Source organism: Streptomyces sp. NPDC015032 (assembly GCF_043080425.1).
In the GTDB taxonomy this organism is placed as follows: domain Bacteria; phylum Actinomycetota; class Actinomycetes; order Streptomycetales; family Streptomycetaceae; genus Streptomyces.
In genome coordinates, this window is record NZ_JBIBVN010000010.1 from 137,437 (window position 1) to 153,913 (window position 16,477).

A 16,477-nucleotide genomic window follows, 5' to 3' on the forward strand; every position below is an offset into this window, starting at 1 on the left:
CGTCGCAGCGCAGCGCCCGCAAAGTGGAGGCGGGACTGTGTCTCGATACCCGAGAAACAGGTCTAAACCAATTCCGGGCAGACACTTGTCACCCGGCCTCTGGCCTGATGAGCTATGCCCCGGGACACAACGGACACCCTGAATGGGAGATGTCGTGAGCAACGAAAGCTTGGCCAATCTGCTTCGTGAGGAGCGGCGGTTCGCACCGCCTGCCGATCTGGCCGCGAACGCCAACGTCACGGCGGAGGCGTACGAGCAGGCCGAGGCGGACCGGCTGGGCTTCTGGGCCGAGCAGGCCCGTCGCCTGACCTGGGCCACGGAGCCGACCGAGACGCTCGACTGGAGCAACCCGCCCTTCGCGAAGTGGTTCGCGGACGGCAAGCTCAACGTCGCGTACAACTGCGTGGACCGCCATGTCGAGGCCGGTCATGGCGACCGGGTCGCCATCCATTTCGAGGGCGAGCCCGGCGACAGCCGCGCGATCACCTACTCCGACCTCAAGGAAGAGGTCTCCCGCGCCGCGAACGCGCTCACCGAACTCGGTGTCGGCAAGGGTGACCGGGTCGCCGTCTACCTGCCGATGATCCCCGAGGCCGCCATCGCGATGCTGGCCTGCGCCCGCATCGGCGCCGCGCACTCGGTGGTCTTCGGCGGCTTCTCCGCCGACGCCATCGCGGCCCGTATCCAGGACGCGGACGCCAAGGTCGTCATCACCGCCGACGGCGGCTACCGCCGGGGCAAGCCGTCCGCGCTCAAGCCCGCCGTGGACGACGCCGTCTCCCGTATCGACAGTGTCGAACACGTCCTCGTGGTGCGGCGCACCGGCCAGGACACCGCATGGACCGAGGGGCGCGACGTCTGGTGGCACGAGATCACCGGCCGTCAGTCCGCCGAGCACACCCCCGAGGCGTTCGAGGCGGAGCACCCGCTCTTCATCCTCTACACCTCCGGCACCACGGGCAGGCCGAAGGGCATCCTGCACACCTCCGGTGGCTACCTCACGCAGACCGCGTACACCCACAACGCGGTCTTCGACCTCAAGCCGGAGACCGACGTCTTCTGGTGCACCGCCGACATCGGCTGGGTGACCGGCCACTCGTACATCGTCTACGGCCCGCTGGCCAACGGCGCGACGCAGGTCATGTACGAGGGCACGCCCGACTCCCCGCATCAGGGCCGCTTCTGGGAGATCGTGCAGAAGTACGGCGTCACGATCCTCTACACCGCGCCGACCGCGATCCGTACGTTCATGAAGTGGGGTGACGACATCCCCGCCAAGTTCGACCTGAGCAGCCTTCGGGTCCTCGGTTCGGTCGGTGAGCCGATCAACCCCGAGGCGTGGATGTGGTACCGCAAGCACATCGGCGCCGACAAGTGCCCGATCGTGGACACCTGGTGGCAGACGGAGACCGGCGCGATGATGATCGCGCCGCTGCCGGGCGTGACGGAGACCAAGCCCGGCAGCGCCCAGCGTGCCCTGCCCGGCATCTCCGCCACGGTCGTGGACGACGAGGCCAACGAGGTTCCGAACGGCGGGGGCGGCTACCTCGTCCTCACGGAGCCGTGGCCGTCGATGCTCCGCACCATCTGGGGCGACGACCAGCGCTTCATCGACACCTACTGGTCGCGCTTCGAGGGCAAGTACTTCGCGGGCGACGGTGCCAAGAAGGACGAGGACGGCGATATCTGGCTGCTCGGCCGGGTCGACGACGTGATGCTCGTGTCCGGGCACAACATCTCGACCACCGAGGTCGAGTCGGCGCTCGTGTCGCACCCGTCGGTCGCCGAGGCCGCCGTGGTCGGCGCCGCCGACGAGACGACCGGCCAGGCCATCGTCGCGTTCGTGATACTGCGCGGTACGGCCGAGGCGTCCGAGGAGCTCGTCACGGAGCTGCGCAACCACGTCGGCGCCACGCTCGGCCCGATCGCCAAGCCGAGGCGGATCCTGCCGGTCGCCGAGCTGCCGAAGACCCGCTCCGGCAAGATCATGCGGCGTCTGCTGCGTGACGTCGCCGAGAACCGCGAGCTGGGCGACGTCACGACGCTCACCGACTCCTCGGTGATGGACCTCATCCAGACCCAGCTGCCGTCCTCCTCCTCCGAGGACTGACCGCAGCACGTACGTCCCCCGAGGGGCATCCGGCAACGCGCCGGGTGCCCCTCAGGCATTTATGGTGAAGATCACCGAATACAGCCCCACACGCCCCGGGTACAGTGGCAGCCGCGTCAACAAACCAATAAGAAATCTCCACAGGGTGTGCCGGGAAGTCTGGTCGGCAAGTGCATCAGCCATGCCATCGCTGCCGTACCGACCCGGAGGTCCTCACTCGTGGCCGCGCCCACCCCCGCACCCCCTTCCCCCCGCCGCACCTTTCTCGGGCGTCTGCCCCTCCCCGAGCGGAACTATCTCGCGGACGCGCTGCGCACCGAGACGGTCGGCGGCGTCATCCTGCTGGTCTCCGCGATAGCGGCCCTGGTGTGGGCGAACACCTTCGGTTCCAGTTACGCGGCCGTCAGCGACTTCCACTTCGGGCCCGCTTCGCTGGGCCTCAACCTCTCCGTGGCGCACTGGGCGGCAGACGGACTGCTCGCGGTCTTCTTCTTCGTCGCGGGCGTCGAGCTCAAGCGGGAACTGGTCGCGGGCGAACTGCGGGACCCCAAGGCGGCCGCCCTCCCCGTCGTCGCCGCGCTGTGCGGAATGGCGGCTCCGGCCGTCGTCTACACGCTCGTGGCCGTGACCGGCGGCGGTTCCACGGACGGCTGGGCCGTCCCCACCGCCACTGACATCGCCTTCGCCCTCGCCGTTCTCGCGGTCATCGGGACCTCGCTGCCGAGCGCACTGCGCGCCTTCCTGCTGACCCTCGCCGTCGTCGACGACCTCTTCGCGATCCTGATCATCGCGGTCTTCTTCACCGAGCAGATCAATTTCATGGCGCTGATCGGCGCCTTCATCGGTCTCGGCGTCTTCTACCTGCTGCTGCGCAGGAATGTCCGCGGCTGGTACATCTACGTACCGCTCGCCGTGGTCATCTGGGGCCTGATGTACAACAGCGGCGTACACGCCACCATCGCCGGTGTCGCCATGGGCCTGATGCTCCGCTGCACGGCACGGGACGGCGAGACCCACTCCCCCGGCGAGCACATCGAGCACCTGATCCGCCCGCTGTCGGCCGGTGTCGCCGTACCGCTGTTCGCGCTCTTCTCGGCCGGGGTCTCCCTCTCCGGCGGCGCGCTGGCGGATGTCTTCACCCGGCCCGAGACGCTCGGGGTGGTCCTGGGGCTCGTCGTCGGCAAGGCGGTGGGCATCTTCGGCGGTACGTGGCTGGCCACCCGCTTCACCAAGGCGGAGCTGAACAAGGACCTGGCCTGGGCGGATGTCTTCGCGGTCGCCTGTCTCGCCGGGATCGGCTTCACCGTCTCACTGCTCATCGGCGAACTGGCCTTCGCCGGCGACGAGGACATGATCAACGAGGTCAAGGCGGCCGTCCTGCTCGGTTCTCTGATGGCCGCCGTACTCGCCGGGGTGCTGCTCAAACTCCGGGTACGTAAATACCGGACGCTGTACGAGGCCGAGGAGCTCGACGAGGACGAGGACGGGGTGCCCGACATCTACGAGCAGGACGACCCGGAGTACCACCTGCGGATGGCTTCGATCTACGAGAAGAAGGCGGCCGAACACCGCCGCCTTGCCCAAGTGGCGGGGGCAGCGCGCAGCAAGCCGGACAGTCCGGCATGATCTGACACCAGATGTATTGAGCAGGAGAGCAGGAGAGGGAGTCAGGGATGAGCGACCCCGGCAACAACGCGGGCAGCGCCGACCGCAGTCTCGGACAGTTGGTCGCCGCGGCGACGGCCGAGATGTCCGCACTGGTGCACGACGAGATCGCCCTGGCCAAGGCCGAGGTGCGGCAGGACGTCAAGCGCGGCGTCACCGGGAGCGTGGCGTTCATCATCGCGGGTGTGCTGTTTCTGTTCGCGATCCCGGTGCTGAGCTTCGGGGCCGCCTACTGGATCCACACCTCGGGGCTGGGCCTGGCCTGGTGCTTCGGGATCGTGGGCCTCGCCTTCATCGTGCTGGGGGCGTTGCTCGCGCTGTTCGCGGTCGCCAAGTTCAAGAAGGTGAAGCCGCCGGAGAAGTCCATCGCGTCGGCCAAGCAGACGGCGGCTGTGCTGCAGGGCGTCAAGCCGCACCCGCGGCCCGCCGGCCCGACGGGGGAGAGCCGTCCGGCGGTCACGGGCAGCACACTGGCGGACAAGGCTCTGGAGAAGCCTCCGGTCCAGGACAAGGCGTCCGTTGTGGCACGCTCGTCCACATGACGGTACCCGATTCCAGCGCATCCGGCACAGAAGGCCCAGAAGGCCCGGAAGGCCCAGTTGGCCCGGAAGATCAGGTAGGCCACGCACGTCAGGCGGATCAGGCGCGCCAGGAAGGTCCGGACAAATCCGGTGCTCCCCGGTCGCATGGTTCGCCCGGCCCGGCGGGCGTGACCGGTATCGGAGGGCCGGTGCGGCTCGACGGGCCGTGGACCCACCGGGACGTGGCGGCCAACGGCGCCCGCTTCCACATCGCCGAGCTCGGCGATGGGCCGCTGGTACTGCTGCTGCACGGCTTTCCGCAGTTCTGGTGGACCTGGCGCCATCAGCTCACCGCACTCGCCGACGCCGGCTTCCGCGCCGTGGCGATGGATCTGCGCGGGGTCGGCGGCAGTGACCGCACGCCCCGGGGGTACGACCCCGCAAACCTGGCGCTCGACATCACCGGCGTCATCCGCTCGCTCGGCGAACCGGACGCGGCCCTGGTCGGACATGACATGGGCGGCTATCTCGCCTGGACGGCCGCGGTGATGCGCCCGAAGCTGGTACGCCGCCTCGTGGTCTCCTCGATGCCGCACCCACGCCGCTGGCGTTCCTCGATGCTCTCCGACTTCGCGCAGTCCCGGGCGGGCTCGTACGTCTGGGGTTTTCAGCGCCCGTGGGTGCCGGAGCGTCAGCTCGTCGCGGACGAAGCGGCGTTGGTGGGCCGGCTGATCCGCGACTGGGCGGGGCCTCGGACCCCGGAGTTCCCCAACGACGCGGTGGTCGACGTCTACCGGCGCGCGATGTGCATCCCGTCGACGGCGCACTGCTCGATCGAACCGTACCGCTGGATGGTCCGTTCCCTGGCCCGTCCGGACGGGATCCAGTTCAACCGGCGGATGAAACGACCGGTACGGGTGCCCACACTGCACCTCCACGGTTCACTCGATCCGGCGATCCGCACGCGCAGCTCGGCAGGGTCCGGCGAGTATGTCGAAGCGCCGTACCGTTGGCGACTTTTCGACGGTCTGGGACACTTCCCCCACGAAGAGGATCCGGCCGGCTTCTCGGCCGAACTCATCAGCTGGCTCAAGGATCCCGAGCCCGACCGGTAACCGCACGGCACAGTTGTCCGACGAACAGCCAATTGCCCGACGCATAAGCCAATTGGCTGACGGATGGGCGGTTACCGACCATGAGGCACGGGCAGACGTCGGGGTATGGGCTGGACGCACGACTTCGGTGACGCAGCACGCAACCGTCGCTCGACCGCCACGGCAGGTCCGAGCACTCATGAGGGGGGCGGCCCCCAGGGCCGGGTGCACGATATGCATGTTCTGCATGATCCCCGGCTCGGTATTCCGCGCATTCTGCGCCGTCGGGCCCGCTGGGTCTCGGCGCGACTGCGCCATCCACGCGGATGAGGTCCGCCCCGGCCGACCGGTGAGCGTTCACCGGCCGGGCGGGACTTCCGCATCCGGCTCCCGGCTGTCACCGGTCAATACGCGTGGAGCGCACGCGCGGCGCGCATGAAACCCCCGGGCGCGCTCAGTGTGCCCGGAGCGGCCGCACGCGCCCGCGTCGGCTGCACACGCCCGGTGCGACCGCCCGGCGGGCGGCCCTGGCAGGCTCCTGATGAGCCGGCCAGGGCCGCCCGGACAGGCTGTCGGCGAACGCTCCGGGTCCTGTGCCAGCCCTTGGAGGAGCTCACAAAATGGCAGTTCCTCTCAGCCGGGTTTGATGGTGGCGAGCTGGACGAGCAGCAGGACCAGCCGGTATGCCTCGGCGAAGTCGGCGGCCGTGAACGTGACCGTACGGCCGCCCTCGGCGCGTGAGACCCCCGGCACGAGTGTCGCCAGATCAACCGTGGTCGGGCTGTGGAGGTCGACCTCCACAGCCAGCGGTCCGCCCATGGCCAGCGGCGAAACCTGCGCCCGCCGCGCCATGGCTTCGGCCGCCGCCCGGCGCAGCCGCTCCCGGGCTTCTTCGGGGTGCAGGACGACAGCGGCAGCCTGGCCGAGCGCTTCCTTGACGGCGACGGTGACGGCGGAGGGGACCAGATCGCTCAGTTCGGCGCAGGCGGTGTCGTCGCCGCTGAACAGCACGACCGGCACACCCATGTGCCCGGCCATGGTGGCGTTGAGACCGATCTCGCCCAGGGAACGCCCGGCCACCCGCACGTCGAGGATGTCGTCGCTCATGGTGTGCGCCAGCACGGCAGGCCCACTACCGGCACGGGCGTGGTAGCCGACCAGCATGACGGCGTCGATGTGTTCGTCGAGCCCTCCGAGCATGCCCAATGAGCGCGGCTTGCCCCGTACCAGGCGGGCCCGTCGGTCGAGTTCCTCCGGCAGCAGGTTGCGGAACGTACCGTGCGCGTCGGCGACCAGAACCACAGCGGTGGGTTCGGCCTCCAGAACACCGGCGATCACGGCGTTCGCCTCGGCCGTCATCAACGCCCGGCCGCGCTCGTAGTCGTAGCGATCCGGATTCGTCTCGGTGGGATGCACGATCCCCGAGATGCCCTCCATGTCAACAGAGATCAGCACCTTCATAAATCAGGGAGTCTACGCGTCGTGCTCAGCACGCCGGGGAGCCGCACAACGTGACCTCCCGCCGAACCGGTGCGCCCCCTTCGAATCCACCGGAAATCCGACGAACCCTCGCGGTCACAGGGCTGGAGCCTCTCGCTTGGATCACGCCGGACTCGCAGGGTCCGGCCTGATCCGAACGACAGCCCTTAGAGCGCGCACGACTGGCTGTCGACCTGCTGGCCCGCCGAGAGGCCGTGCGCGATGTCCTCCCGGATCTCGTCGGCCGTCAGCGCGTAACCGGTGTTCGGGTCGTCGAGCGACTTCGCGAAGACGACCCCGTACACCTTGCCGTCGGGGGTCAGCAGCGGTCCGCCCGAGTTGCCCTGCCGGACGGTCGCGAAGAGCGAGTACACATCGCGGCGGACGGTGCCCCGGTGGTAGATGTCAGGGCCGCTGGCGTCGATACGCCCCCGGACGCGCGCGGCTCGTACGTCGTACGAGCCGTTCTCCGGGAAGCCCGCGACGATGGCGCTGTTGCCGGTCCGGGCGTCGCGATCGGTGTCGGCGAACTTCAGCGGCTTCGCGTCGAGGTCGGGTACGTCGAGGACGGCGATGTCGCGCCGCCAGTCGTAGAGGACGACCTTCGCGTCGTACAGCCGTCCCTGGCCGCCGATCTGGACGGTCGGCTCGTCGACGCCGCCGACGACATGGGCGTTGGTCATCACCCGGCGGTCGGAGAAGACGAAGCCGGTGCCTTCGAGGACCTTGCCGCAACTCGGGGCCGTACCGACGACCTTGACGATGGACTCCTTGGCGCGGGCCGCGACGGGGCTGCCGACCAGCGCCGGATCCGGGGCCTGGACCTCGGTGATCGGCTCGTTGACGAAAGGACTGAAGACCTGCGGGAAGCCGTTCTGCGCGAGGACCGAGGAGAAGTCCGTGAACCAGGTGGAGGCCTGGACGGGCATCACTCGGGAGATACCGAGCAGGACCGAGGAGCTACGGACCTCCTTGCCCAGCGTGGGCAGCGAGGTCCCCGCCAGTGCCGAGCCGATCAGCCAGGCGACCAGCAGCATCGCGACCACGTTGACCAGGGCGCCGCCGGTGGCGTCGAGGGCGCGCGCCGGCGACCACGTGATGTGTCTGCGGAGCTTGTTCCCCAGGTGGGTGGTGAATGCCTGCCCCACCGAGGCACAGACGATGACGATGACGACGGCGACGACGGCTGCCGTCGATGAGACCTCGGAGCCGTTCGTCAGCTGGTCCCACAGGACCGGCAGCAGATAGACGGCGACGAGACCGCCGCCCAGGAACCCGATCACCGACAGGATGCCGACGACGAACCCCTGGCGATAGCCGATGACCGCGAACCATACGGCGCCGGCCAGCAGCAGGATGTCCAGCACGTTCACCGTCTATAGCCTCGCAGATTCGTCACCGGGCCCCGATCCTTCGACTGGGTCCGGGCACGGCCGGACAGCGCAGCACGGAAGTCAGCCTGTCATGCGTGCCAGTCGAGCGGCACCTGCTTCGCGGTGTCCCATGGGCGCTCCCAGCCGGCGAAGTGCAGAATGCGGTCGATCACTCCGGCCGTGAAGCCCCAGACCAGGGCGGATTCGACCAGAAATGCCGGGCCGCGGTGACCACTCGGATGGACGGTGGTCGCGCGGTTGGCCGGATCCGTGAGATCCGCCACGGGGACGGTGAAGACCCGGGCCGTCTCACCCGGATCGACGACGCCGACCGGGCTCGGCGACCGCCACCAGCCGAGGACCGGTGTCACGACGAAACCGCTCACGGGGATGTAGAGCCGGGGCAGCACGGCGAAGAGCTGGACCCCGCGGGGATCGAGGCCGGTCTCCTCCCGGGCCTCCCGCAGAGCGGCCCTGAGCGGCCCCGTGGTCGCCTGGTCGCCGTCCTCCGGATCCAGGGCGCCGCCGGGGAAGGACGGCTGCCCGGCGTGGGAACGCAGGCTTCCGGATCGCTCCATGAGAAGCAGCTCGGGGCCACGCACGCCCTCCCCGAACAGTACGAGTACGGCGGACTGCCGCCCGGCGCCGCTCTCGGGCGGCAGGAAACGGCTGAGCTGGTCCGGCTCGATGGTCTGCGCGGCGCGGGCGACCGGGGCGAGCCAGTCGGGCAGGCCCTTGGCCGTGACGGTGACGGCGCCGTCACAGCCGACGCCTGCCGGGGCGGCGGCGACCGCAGCCGCTGCGACCGCCGCCGCGGGACTGACGGCCGCGGGACCGGCCGCCGCGCCGCCGCCCGTCGTAGTGCGGGCCGTCGCCGGTGCGGCCGCCGCTTCAGCGCTCTGCTCACGCGCGGTGACCTGCTCGTGCGTGTTCGCTTCGCGCGTGCACTGCGCGCTCTCTTCGTGCGTCTTCATAGGCACCCCTCGTCTCACAACGCCTGTCGTCACGCATTTCGTTCCGGAGCGAACGACCGCAGGTCAGCCCGCCCCCGGGCCGGGCGCGGGCTGGCCCGGGTAATCCGGCGGCGGACTCAGCCGTTGACCGGGCTGACCGCCCATCTCGTACTTCAGCAGCTTCTTGGCCTTCTCCGGGTCCGTCTCGCCCTCCCCGTACGCGGGGCAGAGCGGGGCGATCGGACAGGCCCCGCAGGCGGGCCTGCGGGCATGGCAGATGCGGCGGCCGTGGAAGACCACGCGGTGGGAGAGCATCGTCCACTCGCTCTTGGGGAAGATCGCGCCGATCTCGGCCTCGACCTTCTCCGGGTCCTCCTGCTCCGTCCACTTCCAGCGGCGGACCAGGCGTCCGAAATGGGTGTCGACCGTGATCCCCGGTACGCCGAAGGCATTCCCGAGCACGACGTTTGCGGTCTTGCGGCCGACCCCCGGCAGGGTGACGAGGTCGGCGAGGCGGCCCGGCACCTCGCCGCCGAACTCGTCCCTGATCGCCACGGAGAGACCTATCAGCGACTTGGTCTTGGCCCGGAAGAAGCCGGTCGGCCGGATGAGCTCTTCCATTTCCTCCGGAACAGCCGCCGCCATGTCCTCGGGCGTGGGGTAGGCAGCGAAGAGCGCGGGGGTCGTCTGGTTGACCCTCAGGTCGGTGGTCTGGGCGGAGAGGACTGTGGCGACGAGAAGCTCGAAGGGGTTCCTGAAGTCCAGCTCGGGGTGGGCGTACGGGTAGAGCTCGGCGAGCTCACGGTTGATCCTGCGGGCACGGCGGACCATCGCCAGGTGAGATTCCGGTTTCGCTCCAACCTTTGCGCCGGACGTCGCGGCCTTCGCTCCGGCTTTCCCGGGCCTCGCTCCGGCCTTCCCGCGTTTCAGGGTGGGCATCGCGGCGGAATCAGATACGGACTCCGGCGTGGCCCCCGACTCGGCCGGCTTGGCTGCCGCCTTCCTCGCAGCCTTCACTCCAGGCCTCGGAACCTGCTCGACGGCAGGGCGTTTTGTCGCTTTTTTCGGGCGGTGCGCACCCTGTTCGCCCACAGCGGAATCACGGCCTTCCAACACCCCATCAGCCCCCTTGGCCTGCACTCTCACCGGCGATTTGGACACCCGGCCAGCCTAGGGCCACACACGGACATCCGCCCCGGTCACCGCGTATCCGTCCCCGATCGGCCCCCTGCCGCACGGTTCGGCACGCCCGTGCGTCAAACTGGTTTGTGATCGATCGCACTGTTTTACCGTCCGGCATGATGGGGACCACGGTTCCCTGAACAGGCCGACAAGGAGAGAACTCGTGGACGACGTTCTGCGGCGCGCCCCGCTTTTCGCGGCGCTCGATGATGAGCAGGCCGCGGAGCTCCGCGCCTCGATGAGTGAGGTGACCCTCGCACGCGGCGACGCGCTCTTCCACGAGGGCGACCCGGGCGACCGCCTCTATGTGGTCACCGAGGGCAAGGTGAAACTCCACCGCACCTCGCCCGACGGGCGCGAGAACATGCTGGCGGTCCTCGGCCCCGGCGAGCTGATCGGTGAGCTGTCGCTCTTCGACCCGGGCCCGCGCACCGCGACCGCGACCGCGCTGACCGAGGTCAAGCTCCTCGGCCTCGGCCACGGCGACCTCCAGCCCTGGCTGAACGCCCGCCCCGAGGTGGCCACGGCCCTTCTGCGCGCCGTCGCCCGTCGGCTGCGCAAGACCAACGACCAGATGTCCGACCTGGTCTTCTCGGACGTACCGGGCCGTGTCGCCCGCGCCCTCCTCGACCTGTCGCGCCGCTTCGGCGTCCAGTCGGAGGAAGGCATCCATGTCGTCCACGACCTGACCCAGGAGGAGCTGGCCCAGCTGGTCGGCGCCTCCCGCGAGACGGTCAACAAGGCGCTCGCCGATTTCGCCGGACGTGGCTGGCTGCGTCTGGAGGCACGCGCCGTGATCCTGCTGGACGTGGAGCGCCTGGCCAAGCGGTCCCGCTAGCCGACCGACGGACGGCCGACCGGCCGGCCGACCGTCCCGAAGTTCCGCCGCCCGAAGGCCCGCCGCACGACGGCGGACCGGACAGGGGTGGACGCCCGTCTCCGTACGGAAGGCCCTGCCACGCGGCTCCGTCGCACGGCAGGGCCTTTCTGCGCGTCCGCCCTCAGATCAGCCCGTGGTCGCCCAGGTACTCCAACTGCGCCAGCACCGAGAGTTCCGCCGCGGGCCACAGGGACCGGTCCACATCCGCATACACCTGCGCCACCACCGCCGACGCCGTCCGGTGCCCCGCCTCGACCGCCGTCTCCACCTGGGCCAGCCGGTGCGCGCGGTGGGCGAGGTAGAAGTCGACCGCGCCCTGCGCGTCCTCCAGCACCGGGCCGTGCCCCGGCAGCACCGTGTGCACGCCGTCGTCGACGGTCAGCGAGCGCAGCCTCCGCAGCGAATCGAGGTAGTCGCCGAGCCGCCCGTCCGGGTGCGCGACGACCGTGGTGCCACGTCCGAGGATGGTGTCCCCCGTCAGCACCGCCCGGTCGGCCGGCAGGTGGAAGGACAGCGAGTCCGCGGTGTGCCCCGGGGTCGGCACGACACGGAGCTCCAGCCCTCCGGTGGTGATCACGTCACCCGTGGTCAGGCCCTCGTCACCGAGGCGGAGCGCCGGGTCCAGGGCACGCACCTTCGTACGGGTCAGCTCGGCGAAGCGTGCCGCGCCCTCCGCGTGGTCCGGGTGCCCATGGGTGAGCAGGGTGAGCGCGATCCGGCGGCCCGCCCGCTCGGCGGTGCCGATGACGGCCCGCAGATGTATGTCGTCCAGCGGCCCCGGGTCGATGACGACCGCGAGGTCGGAGTCGGGCTCGGCGACGATCCAGGTGTTGGTCCCGTCCAAGGTCATCGGCGAGGCGTTGGGGGCCAGGACGTTGACGGTACGGGTGGTGGCGGGCCCGGACAGGACCCCGCCGCGTGGCTGTCCGGGCAACGCGTGCGCGTCGCTCATAGCTCTTCGCCTCCCGCACCACCGGCACCGGCCGGCCCGCTCGGGATGTGCTTGGTGAACTCGTCGTGCCCCGGCCAGCTCAGCACCAGCTCGTCACCCTCCAGCCGCGCCTGCGCGAGTACGGGAGCGAGGTCCTGGGAATCCGCCGCCTTCAGCGCCTCGGCAGCCGTCCCGTACGGCCTGAGTGCCCGGAGCGTCGACACGGTCGGCGGCATCATCAGCAGCTCGCCCCGGTCGTACCCGTCGGCCGCGTCGCCGGGCCCGATCCACACCGTACGGTCGGCCTCCGTGGAGGCGTTGCGGGTGCGCTGGCCCTCAGGAAGCGCGGCGACGAAGAACCACGTGTCGTAGCGGCGCGGCTCGAACTCGGGGGTGATCCAGCGCGCCCAGGCGCCCAGCAGGTCGGAGCGCAGCACCAGACCTCGCCGGTCCAGGAACTCCGCGAAGGACAGCTCTCGCGCGACCAGTGCCTCGCGATCGGCCTCCCAGTCGGCGCCGGTGATATCGCTGACGACCGTGTCGGCGGTCGGACCGGCGAGGAGGACTCCCGCCTCCTCGTACGTCTCACGGACGGCCGCGCAGACGATGGCCTGGGCCTCGGCCGGCGTGTCGACGCCGAGCCGCGCGGCCCAGCTGTCCAGCGCGGGTCCGGCCCAGCCGACGAGCCGATCGTCGTCGCGCGGGTCGACTCCGCCCCCCGGATAGGCATATGCGCCGCCCGCGAAAGCCATGGAGGCGCGGCGGCGCAGCATGTGAACGGCGGGGCCGCTCGCGGTGCCAGTGGCAGGGTCCCGGAGCAGCATCACGGTGGCGGCCCGCTTCGGGGCCGCGGCCGTCAGCTCACCTGCGGCGAGTGCCCGGATCCGGTCGGGCCATTCCGGTGGGTACCACTGACCATTGGACATGGCCGGAGGCTATCCGGAACCGCGCCGATGTTCGAGAGCACGTTGATCCTCTGTGCATGCCCCGTACACATATGATCCCGCCCGGTCATCACGACCGGGCGGGATCAGCGAATCAACAACGGTCGGCACCCGCACTGCGCCGCTCTCGCCGGACCGCGGCAGCCGTACGGCTCAGGCCCCGACCAGCTCGACCTGGACCTCGACCTCCACCGGCGCGTCCAGCGGCAGCACCGCGACGCCCACCGCGCTGCGCGCGTGCACGCCCTTGTCGCCGAGGACCGCGCCCAGCAGCTCACTGGCGCCGTTGATCACGGCGGGCTGCCCGGTGAAGTCGGATGCCGAGGCGACGAAGCCCACAACCTTCACGACTCGCGCGATCCGGTCCAGATCGCCCGCGACGGACTTCACGGCGGCCAGCGCGTTGAGCGCGCAGGTCTTCGCCAGTTCCTTGGCCTCGTCGGCCGTGACTTCCGCACCGACCTTGCCGGTGACCGCGAGCTTGCCGTCCACCATCGGCAACTGGCCCGAGGTGTACACGTACACCCCCGACTGAACGGCCGGCTGGTACGAGGCCAGCGGCGGTACGACATCCGGCAGCGTCAGCCCGAGTTCGGCGAGCTTCGCCTCGACAACGCCCGCCATTACGCCTTCTCCCGCTTCAGGTAGGCCACGAGTTGCTCGGGGTTGTTCGGGCCGGGGACGACCTGGACCAGCTCCCAGCCGTCCTCGCCCCAGGTGTCCAGAATCTGCTTGGTCGCGTGCACGAGTAGGGGCACGGTCGCGTATTCCCACTTGGTCATGGCCCGACTGTAATGCCTGGCACGCACAGCCTCGTGCGTAGCCCGCGGCCCGACTGGTTAGGCTCGAATACGTGAGCAGGTTCCAGGTCGTCAGCGGCAAGGGTGGTACCGGTAAGACCACGGTCGCCGCCGCCCTCGCCCTCGCCCTCGCGACCGAGGGCAGGCGCACCCTCCTCGTGGAGGTCGAGGGCAGGCAGGGCATCGCCCAGCTCTTCGAGACGGAGTCGCTTCCGTACGAGGAGCGCAAGATCGCCGTCGCGCCCGGCGGCGGCGAGGTGTACGCCCTCGCGATCGACGCCGAACGCGCCCTTCTCGACTACCTCCAGATGTTCTACAAGCTCGGCAGCGCGGGCCGGGCGCTCAAGAAGCTCGGCGCGATCGACTTCGCCACGACGATCGCGCCCGGCGTACGGGACGTGCTGCTGACCGGCAAGGCATGCGAAGCCGTGCGCCGCAAGGACAAGCAGAACCGGTACGTCTACGACTACGTGATCATGGACGCGCCCCCCACCGGGCGCATCACCCGTTTCCTCAATGTGAACGACGAGGTGGCGGGGCTGGCCCGGATCGGCCCCATACACAATCAGGCGCAAGCCGTGATGCGCGTGCTGAAGTCCCCCGAGACCGCGGTCCACCTGGTGACCCTGCTGGAGGAGATGCCCGTCCAGGAAACCACGGACGGCATCGCGGAGCTGCGGGCGGCCGAACTGCCGGTCGGCCGGGTCATCGTGAACATGGTGCGTCCGCATCTGCTGGACGAGGACGCGCTGCGCACCGCGGCGGGCGGCCGCCGCAAGGAGATCACCAAGGCACTGACGCGGGCCGGTGTGACCGGCTCGGCGGGGCTCGTGCGCCTCCTGGTCGAACAGGCCGCCGAGCACGCCCAGCGGGTCGAGCTGGAGCGCGAGCAGCGCACGCTGCTCGCGGGCCTGGAGCTGCCGGGGTACGAACTCCCGCTGATCGGCGAGGGCATGGACCCGGCCGGGCTGTACGACCTGGCGACCGAGCTCCGCAAGCAGGGCGTCGGCGACGGGGCGGGCGAAGAAGAGGGACAAGGGGTGGGACACGGGGTGGGCACATGACACAGGCCGCGGACACGGACGAAGCCACCGTCACGGACACGCACAGGGCCACCAGCACGGCCACCGCGGCCACACCTGCCCCCGCACCCGTGCTGGACACCGACGCGCTGCTCGACGACCCCGGCATCCGGATCGTCGTGTGCTGCGGTTCGGGCGGGGTCGGCAAGACCACGACCGCCGCGGCGCTGGGCGTACGGGCGGCCGAGCACGGCCGCAAGGTCGTCGTCCTCACCATCGACCCCGCCCGCAGGCTCGCCCAGTCCATGGGGATCGACTCGCTCGACAACGTCCCGCGCCAGGTGCCGGGTATCACCGGCGAAGGCGCCGGGGAACTCCACGCGATGATGCTCGACATGAAGCGGACCTTCGACGAGATCGTCGAGGCCCACGCGGACGGCGAGCGGGCCCGCGCGATCCTGGAGAACCCCTTCTACCAGTCCCTGTCGGCCGGTTTCGCGGGCACGCAGGAGTACATGGCGATGGAGAAGCTCGGCCAGCTGCGCGCACGCAACGAGTGGGACCTGATCATCGTCGACACCCCGCCGTCGCGCTCCGCGCTGGACTTCCTGGACGCGCCGAAGCGGCTCGGTTCGTTCCTGGACGGAAAATTCATCAAGCTGCTGATGGCCCCGGCGAAGATGGGCGGCCGGGCCGGGATGAAGTTCCTCAACGTCGGCATGTCGATGATGACCGGCACGCTCGGCAAGCTGCTCGGCGGTCAATTCCTGCGCGATGTGCAGACCTTCGTGGCGGCGATGGACACCATGTTCGGCGGCTTCCGCACCCGGGCGGACGCCACGTACAAACTGCTGCAGGCGCCCGGCACGGCGTTCCTCGTCGTGGCGACACCGGAGCGGGACGCGCTGCGCGAGGCGGCGTACTTCGTGGAACGGCTGGCCGCGGAGGAGATGCCGCTCGCCGGTCTGGTGCTCAACCGTGTCCACGGCAGCGACGCCGCCCGGCTCTCCGCCGAGCGTGCTCTGGCCGCCGCAGAAAATCTTGACGGGGTCGGCATTGTGGATCAGCCAGCCGGGAAGGTTGGACTTGGTGACCCGGCCGACTGGTCGGTCGCGTCCCCCGAAACCGTGGCCACCCCGTACACCGCCCCCGAATCTTCCGAGCACGAGTCCCGTCACGAGTCCCGTCACGAGGCCGCGTACCCGCATGGGCACGAGGTCACCAAGAACTGCGAACCAGATCCGGAAGCAGAGGCGGAAGCAGAACCGGTAGCAGGCCGGAACAGAGATCCTGAGGCGGCTCCTGTCGAGCAGCTGACCGCAGGCCTGTTGCGGCTGCACGCGGAACGGATGCAGGTGGTCGCGCGCGAACAGCGCACACGCGATCGCTTCACTGCTCTGCATCCCGAGGTAGCCGTGACCGAAGTGGCCGCGCTGCCCGGTGACGTACATGACCTTGCGGGGCTACGGGCCATCGGGGACCGGCTCGCGACCGGTTCCGCCCCGGCCGGAGCTGCGTAGCCG

The 16,477-nt window shown here is 69.9% G+C and carries 16 protein-coding genes; 8 read left to right on the forward strand and 8 right to left on the reverse strand.

Annotation, left to right across the window (positions count from 1 at the left end; genetic code table 11):
* Nucleotides 1-154: 154 nt before the first annotated feature.
* The 5 genes from acs to ACF08M_RS17120 all read left to right on the forward strand — a co-directional run bounded on the left by acs (nt 155) and on the right by ACF08M_RS17120 (nt 5,720).
* Nucleotides 155-2,110 carry an acetate--CoA ligase gene (gene acs, locus ACF08M_RS17100; RefSeq protein WP_392186054.1) on the forward strand — a complete coding sequence of 652 codons (1,956 nt, stop codon included), beginning with the start codon at nt 155-157 and terminating at the stop codon, nt 2,108-2,110.
* A gap of 219 nt (nt 2,111-2,329) precedes the next feature.
* A complete protein-coding gene (nhaA, locus tag ACF08M_RS17105) occupies nt 2,330-3,736 on the forward strand; it encodes a Na+/H+ antiporter NhaA (RefSeq protein WP_392186055.1) in 1,407 nt (468 codons plus the stop codon).
* 47 nt (nt 3,737-3,783) lie between these two features.
* Nucleotides 3,784-4,317, forward strand: coding sequence for a phage holin family protein (locus ACF08M_RS17110; RefSeq protein ID WP_392186056.1), 534 nt, complete (start codon nt 3,784-3,786; stop codon nt 4,315-4,317).
* The gene (locus tag ACF08M_RS17115; protein WP_392186057.1) at nt 4,314-5,411 is read left to right on the forward strand and encodes an alpha/beta fold hydrolase; all 1,098 of its coding nucleotides are present in this window, start codon (nt 4,314-4,316) and stop codon (nt 5,409-5,411) included. Before ACF08M_RS17110 ends, ACF08M_RS17115 begins: the two co-directional genes overlap by 4 nt.
* Nucleotides 5,412-5,516: 105 nt before the next feature.
* Nucleotides 5,517-5,720, forward strand: coding sequence for a hypothetical protein (locus tag ACF08M_RS17120; RefSeq protein ID WP_361454176.1), 204 nt, complete (start codon nt 5,517-5,519; stop codon nt 5,718-5,720).
* A 303-nt stretch (nt 5,721-6,023) separates the two neighbouring features.
* On the opposite strand, the gene ACF08M_RS17125 is transcribed toward ACF08M_RS17120, so the two are convergent.
* From ACF08M_RS17125 to nth, 4 genes are all read right to left on the reverse strand, one after another.
* Nucleotides 6,024-6,851 carry a M55 family metallopeptidase gene (locus tag ACF08M_RS17125; RefSeq protein ID WP_392186058.1) on the reverse strand — a complete coding sequence of 276 codons (828 nt, stop codon included), beginning with the start codon at nt 6,849-6,851 and terminating at the stop codon, nt 6,024-6,026.
* A 185-nt stretch (nt 6,852-7,036) separates the two neighbouring features.
* Complete coding sequence (locus tag ACF08M_RS17130) at nt 7,037-8,242, reverse strand: MarP family serine protease (RefSeq protein ID WP_392186059.1); 1,206 nt, start codon at nt 8,240-8,242, stop codon at nt 7,037-7,039.
* 89 nt (nt 8,243-8,331) lie between these two features.
* A complete protein-coding gene (locus ACF08M_RS17135; RefSeq protein WP_392186060.1) occupies nt 8,332-9,216 on the reverse strand; it encodes an NUDIX hydrolase in 885 nt (294 codons plus the stop codon).
* Nucleotides 9,217-9,279: 63 nt separating this feature from the next.
* Nucleotides 9,280-10,134 (reverse strand): endonuclease III, encoded by an 855-nt coding sequence (nth, locus tag ACF08M_RS17140; protein WP_392186061.1) that lies wholly within the window; start codon nt 10,132-10,134, stop codon nt 9,280-9,282.
* 406 nt (nt 10,135-10,540) lie between these two features.
* Here nth and ACF08M_RS17145 point away from each other — a divergent pair, with 406 nt between their 5' ends.
* Entirely contained in the window at nt 10,541-11,215 is a 675-nt protein-coding gene (locus ACF08M_RS17145) for a Crp/Fnr family transcriptional regulator (RefSeq protein WP_014046869.1), read from the forward strand.
* 163 nt (nt 11,216-11,378) lie between these two features.
* Here the strand turns inward: ACF08M_RS17145 and ACF08M_RS17150 are convergent, their stop codons facing one another.
* From ACF08M_RS17150 to ACF08M_RS17165, 4 genes are all read right to left on the reverse strand, one after another.
* Nucleotides 11,379-12,209, reverse strand: a complete 831-nt coding sequence (locus ACF08M_RS17150; protein ID WP_392186062.1) for an MBL fold metallo-hydrolase — start codon at nt 12,207-12,209, stop codon at nt 11,379-11,381.
* Entirely contained in the window at nt 12,206-13,114 is a 909-nt protein-coding gene (locus ACF08M_RS17155; protein ID WP_392186063.1) for an NUDIX hydrolase, read from the reverse strand. The genes ACF08M_RS17150 and ACF08M_RS17155 overlap by 4 nt, the downstream gene beginning before the upstream one ends.
* 171 nt (nt 13,115-13,285) lie before the next feature.
* Complete coding sequence (locus ACF08M_RS17160) at nt 13,286-13,756, reverse strand: RidA family protein (RefSeq protein ID WP_392186064.1); 471 nt, start codon at nt 13,754-13,756, stop codon at nt 13,286-13,288.
* The gene (locus tag ACF08M_RS17165) at nt 13,756-13,914 is read right to left on the reverse strand and encodes a DUF4177 domain-containing protein (protein WP_003967454.1); all 159 of its coding nucleotides are present in this window, start codon (nt 13,912-13,914) and stop codon (nt 13,756-13,758) included. The genes ACF08M_RS17160 and ACF08M_RS17165 overlap by 1 nt, the downstream gene beginning before the upstream one ends.
* Before the next feature lie 71 nt (nt 13,915-13,985).
* On the opposite strand from ACF08M_RS17165, the gene ACF08M_RS17170 reads away from it, so the two are divergent.
* Entirely contained in the window at nt 13,986-14,996 is a 1,011-nt protein-coding gene (locus ACF08M_RS17170) for an ArsA family ATPase (protein WP_392186065.1), read from the forward strand.
* Nucleotides 14,993-16,474 carry an ArsA family ATPase gene (locus tag ACF08M_RS17175; protein WP_392186066.1) on the forward strand — a complete coding sequence of 494 codons (1,482 nt, stop codon included), beginning with the start codon at nt 14,993-14,995 and terminating at the stop codon, nt 16,472-16,474. The genes ACF08M_RS17170 and ACF08M_RS17175 overlap by 4 nt, the downstream gene beginning before the upstream one ends.
* Nucleotides 16,475-16,477 lie beyond the last annotated feature (3 nt).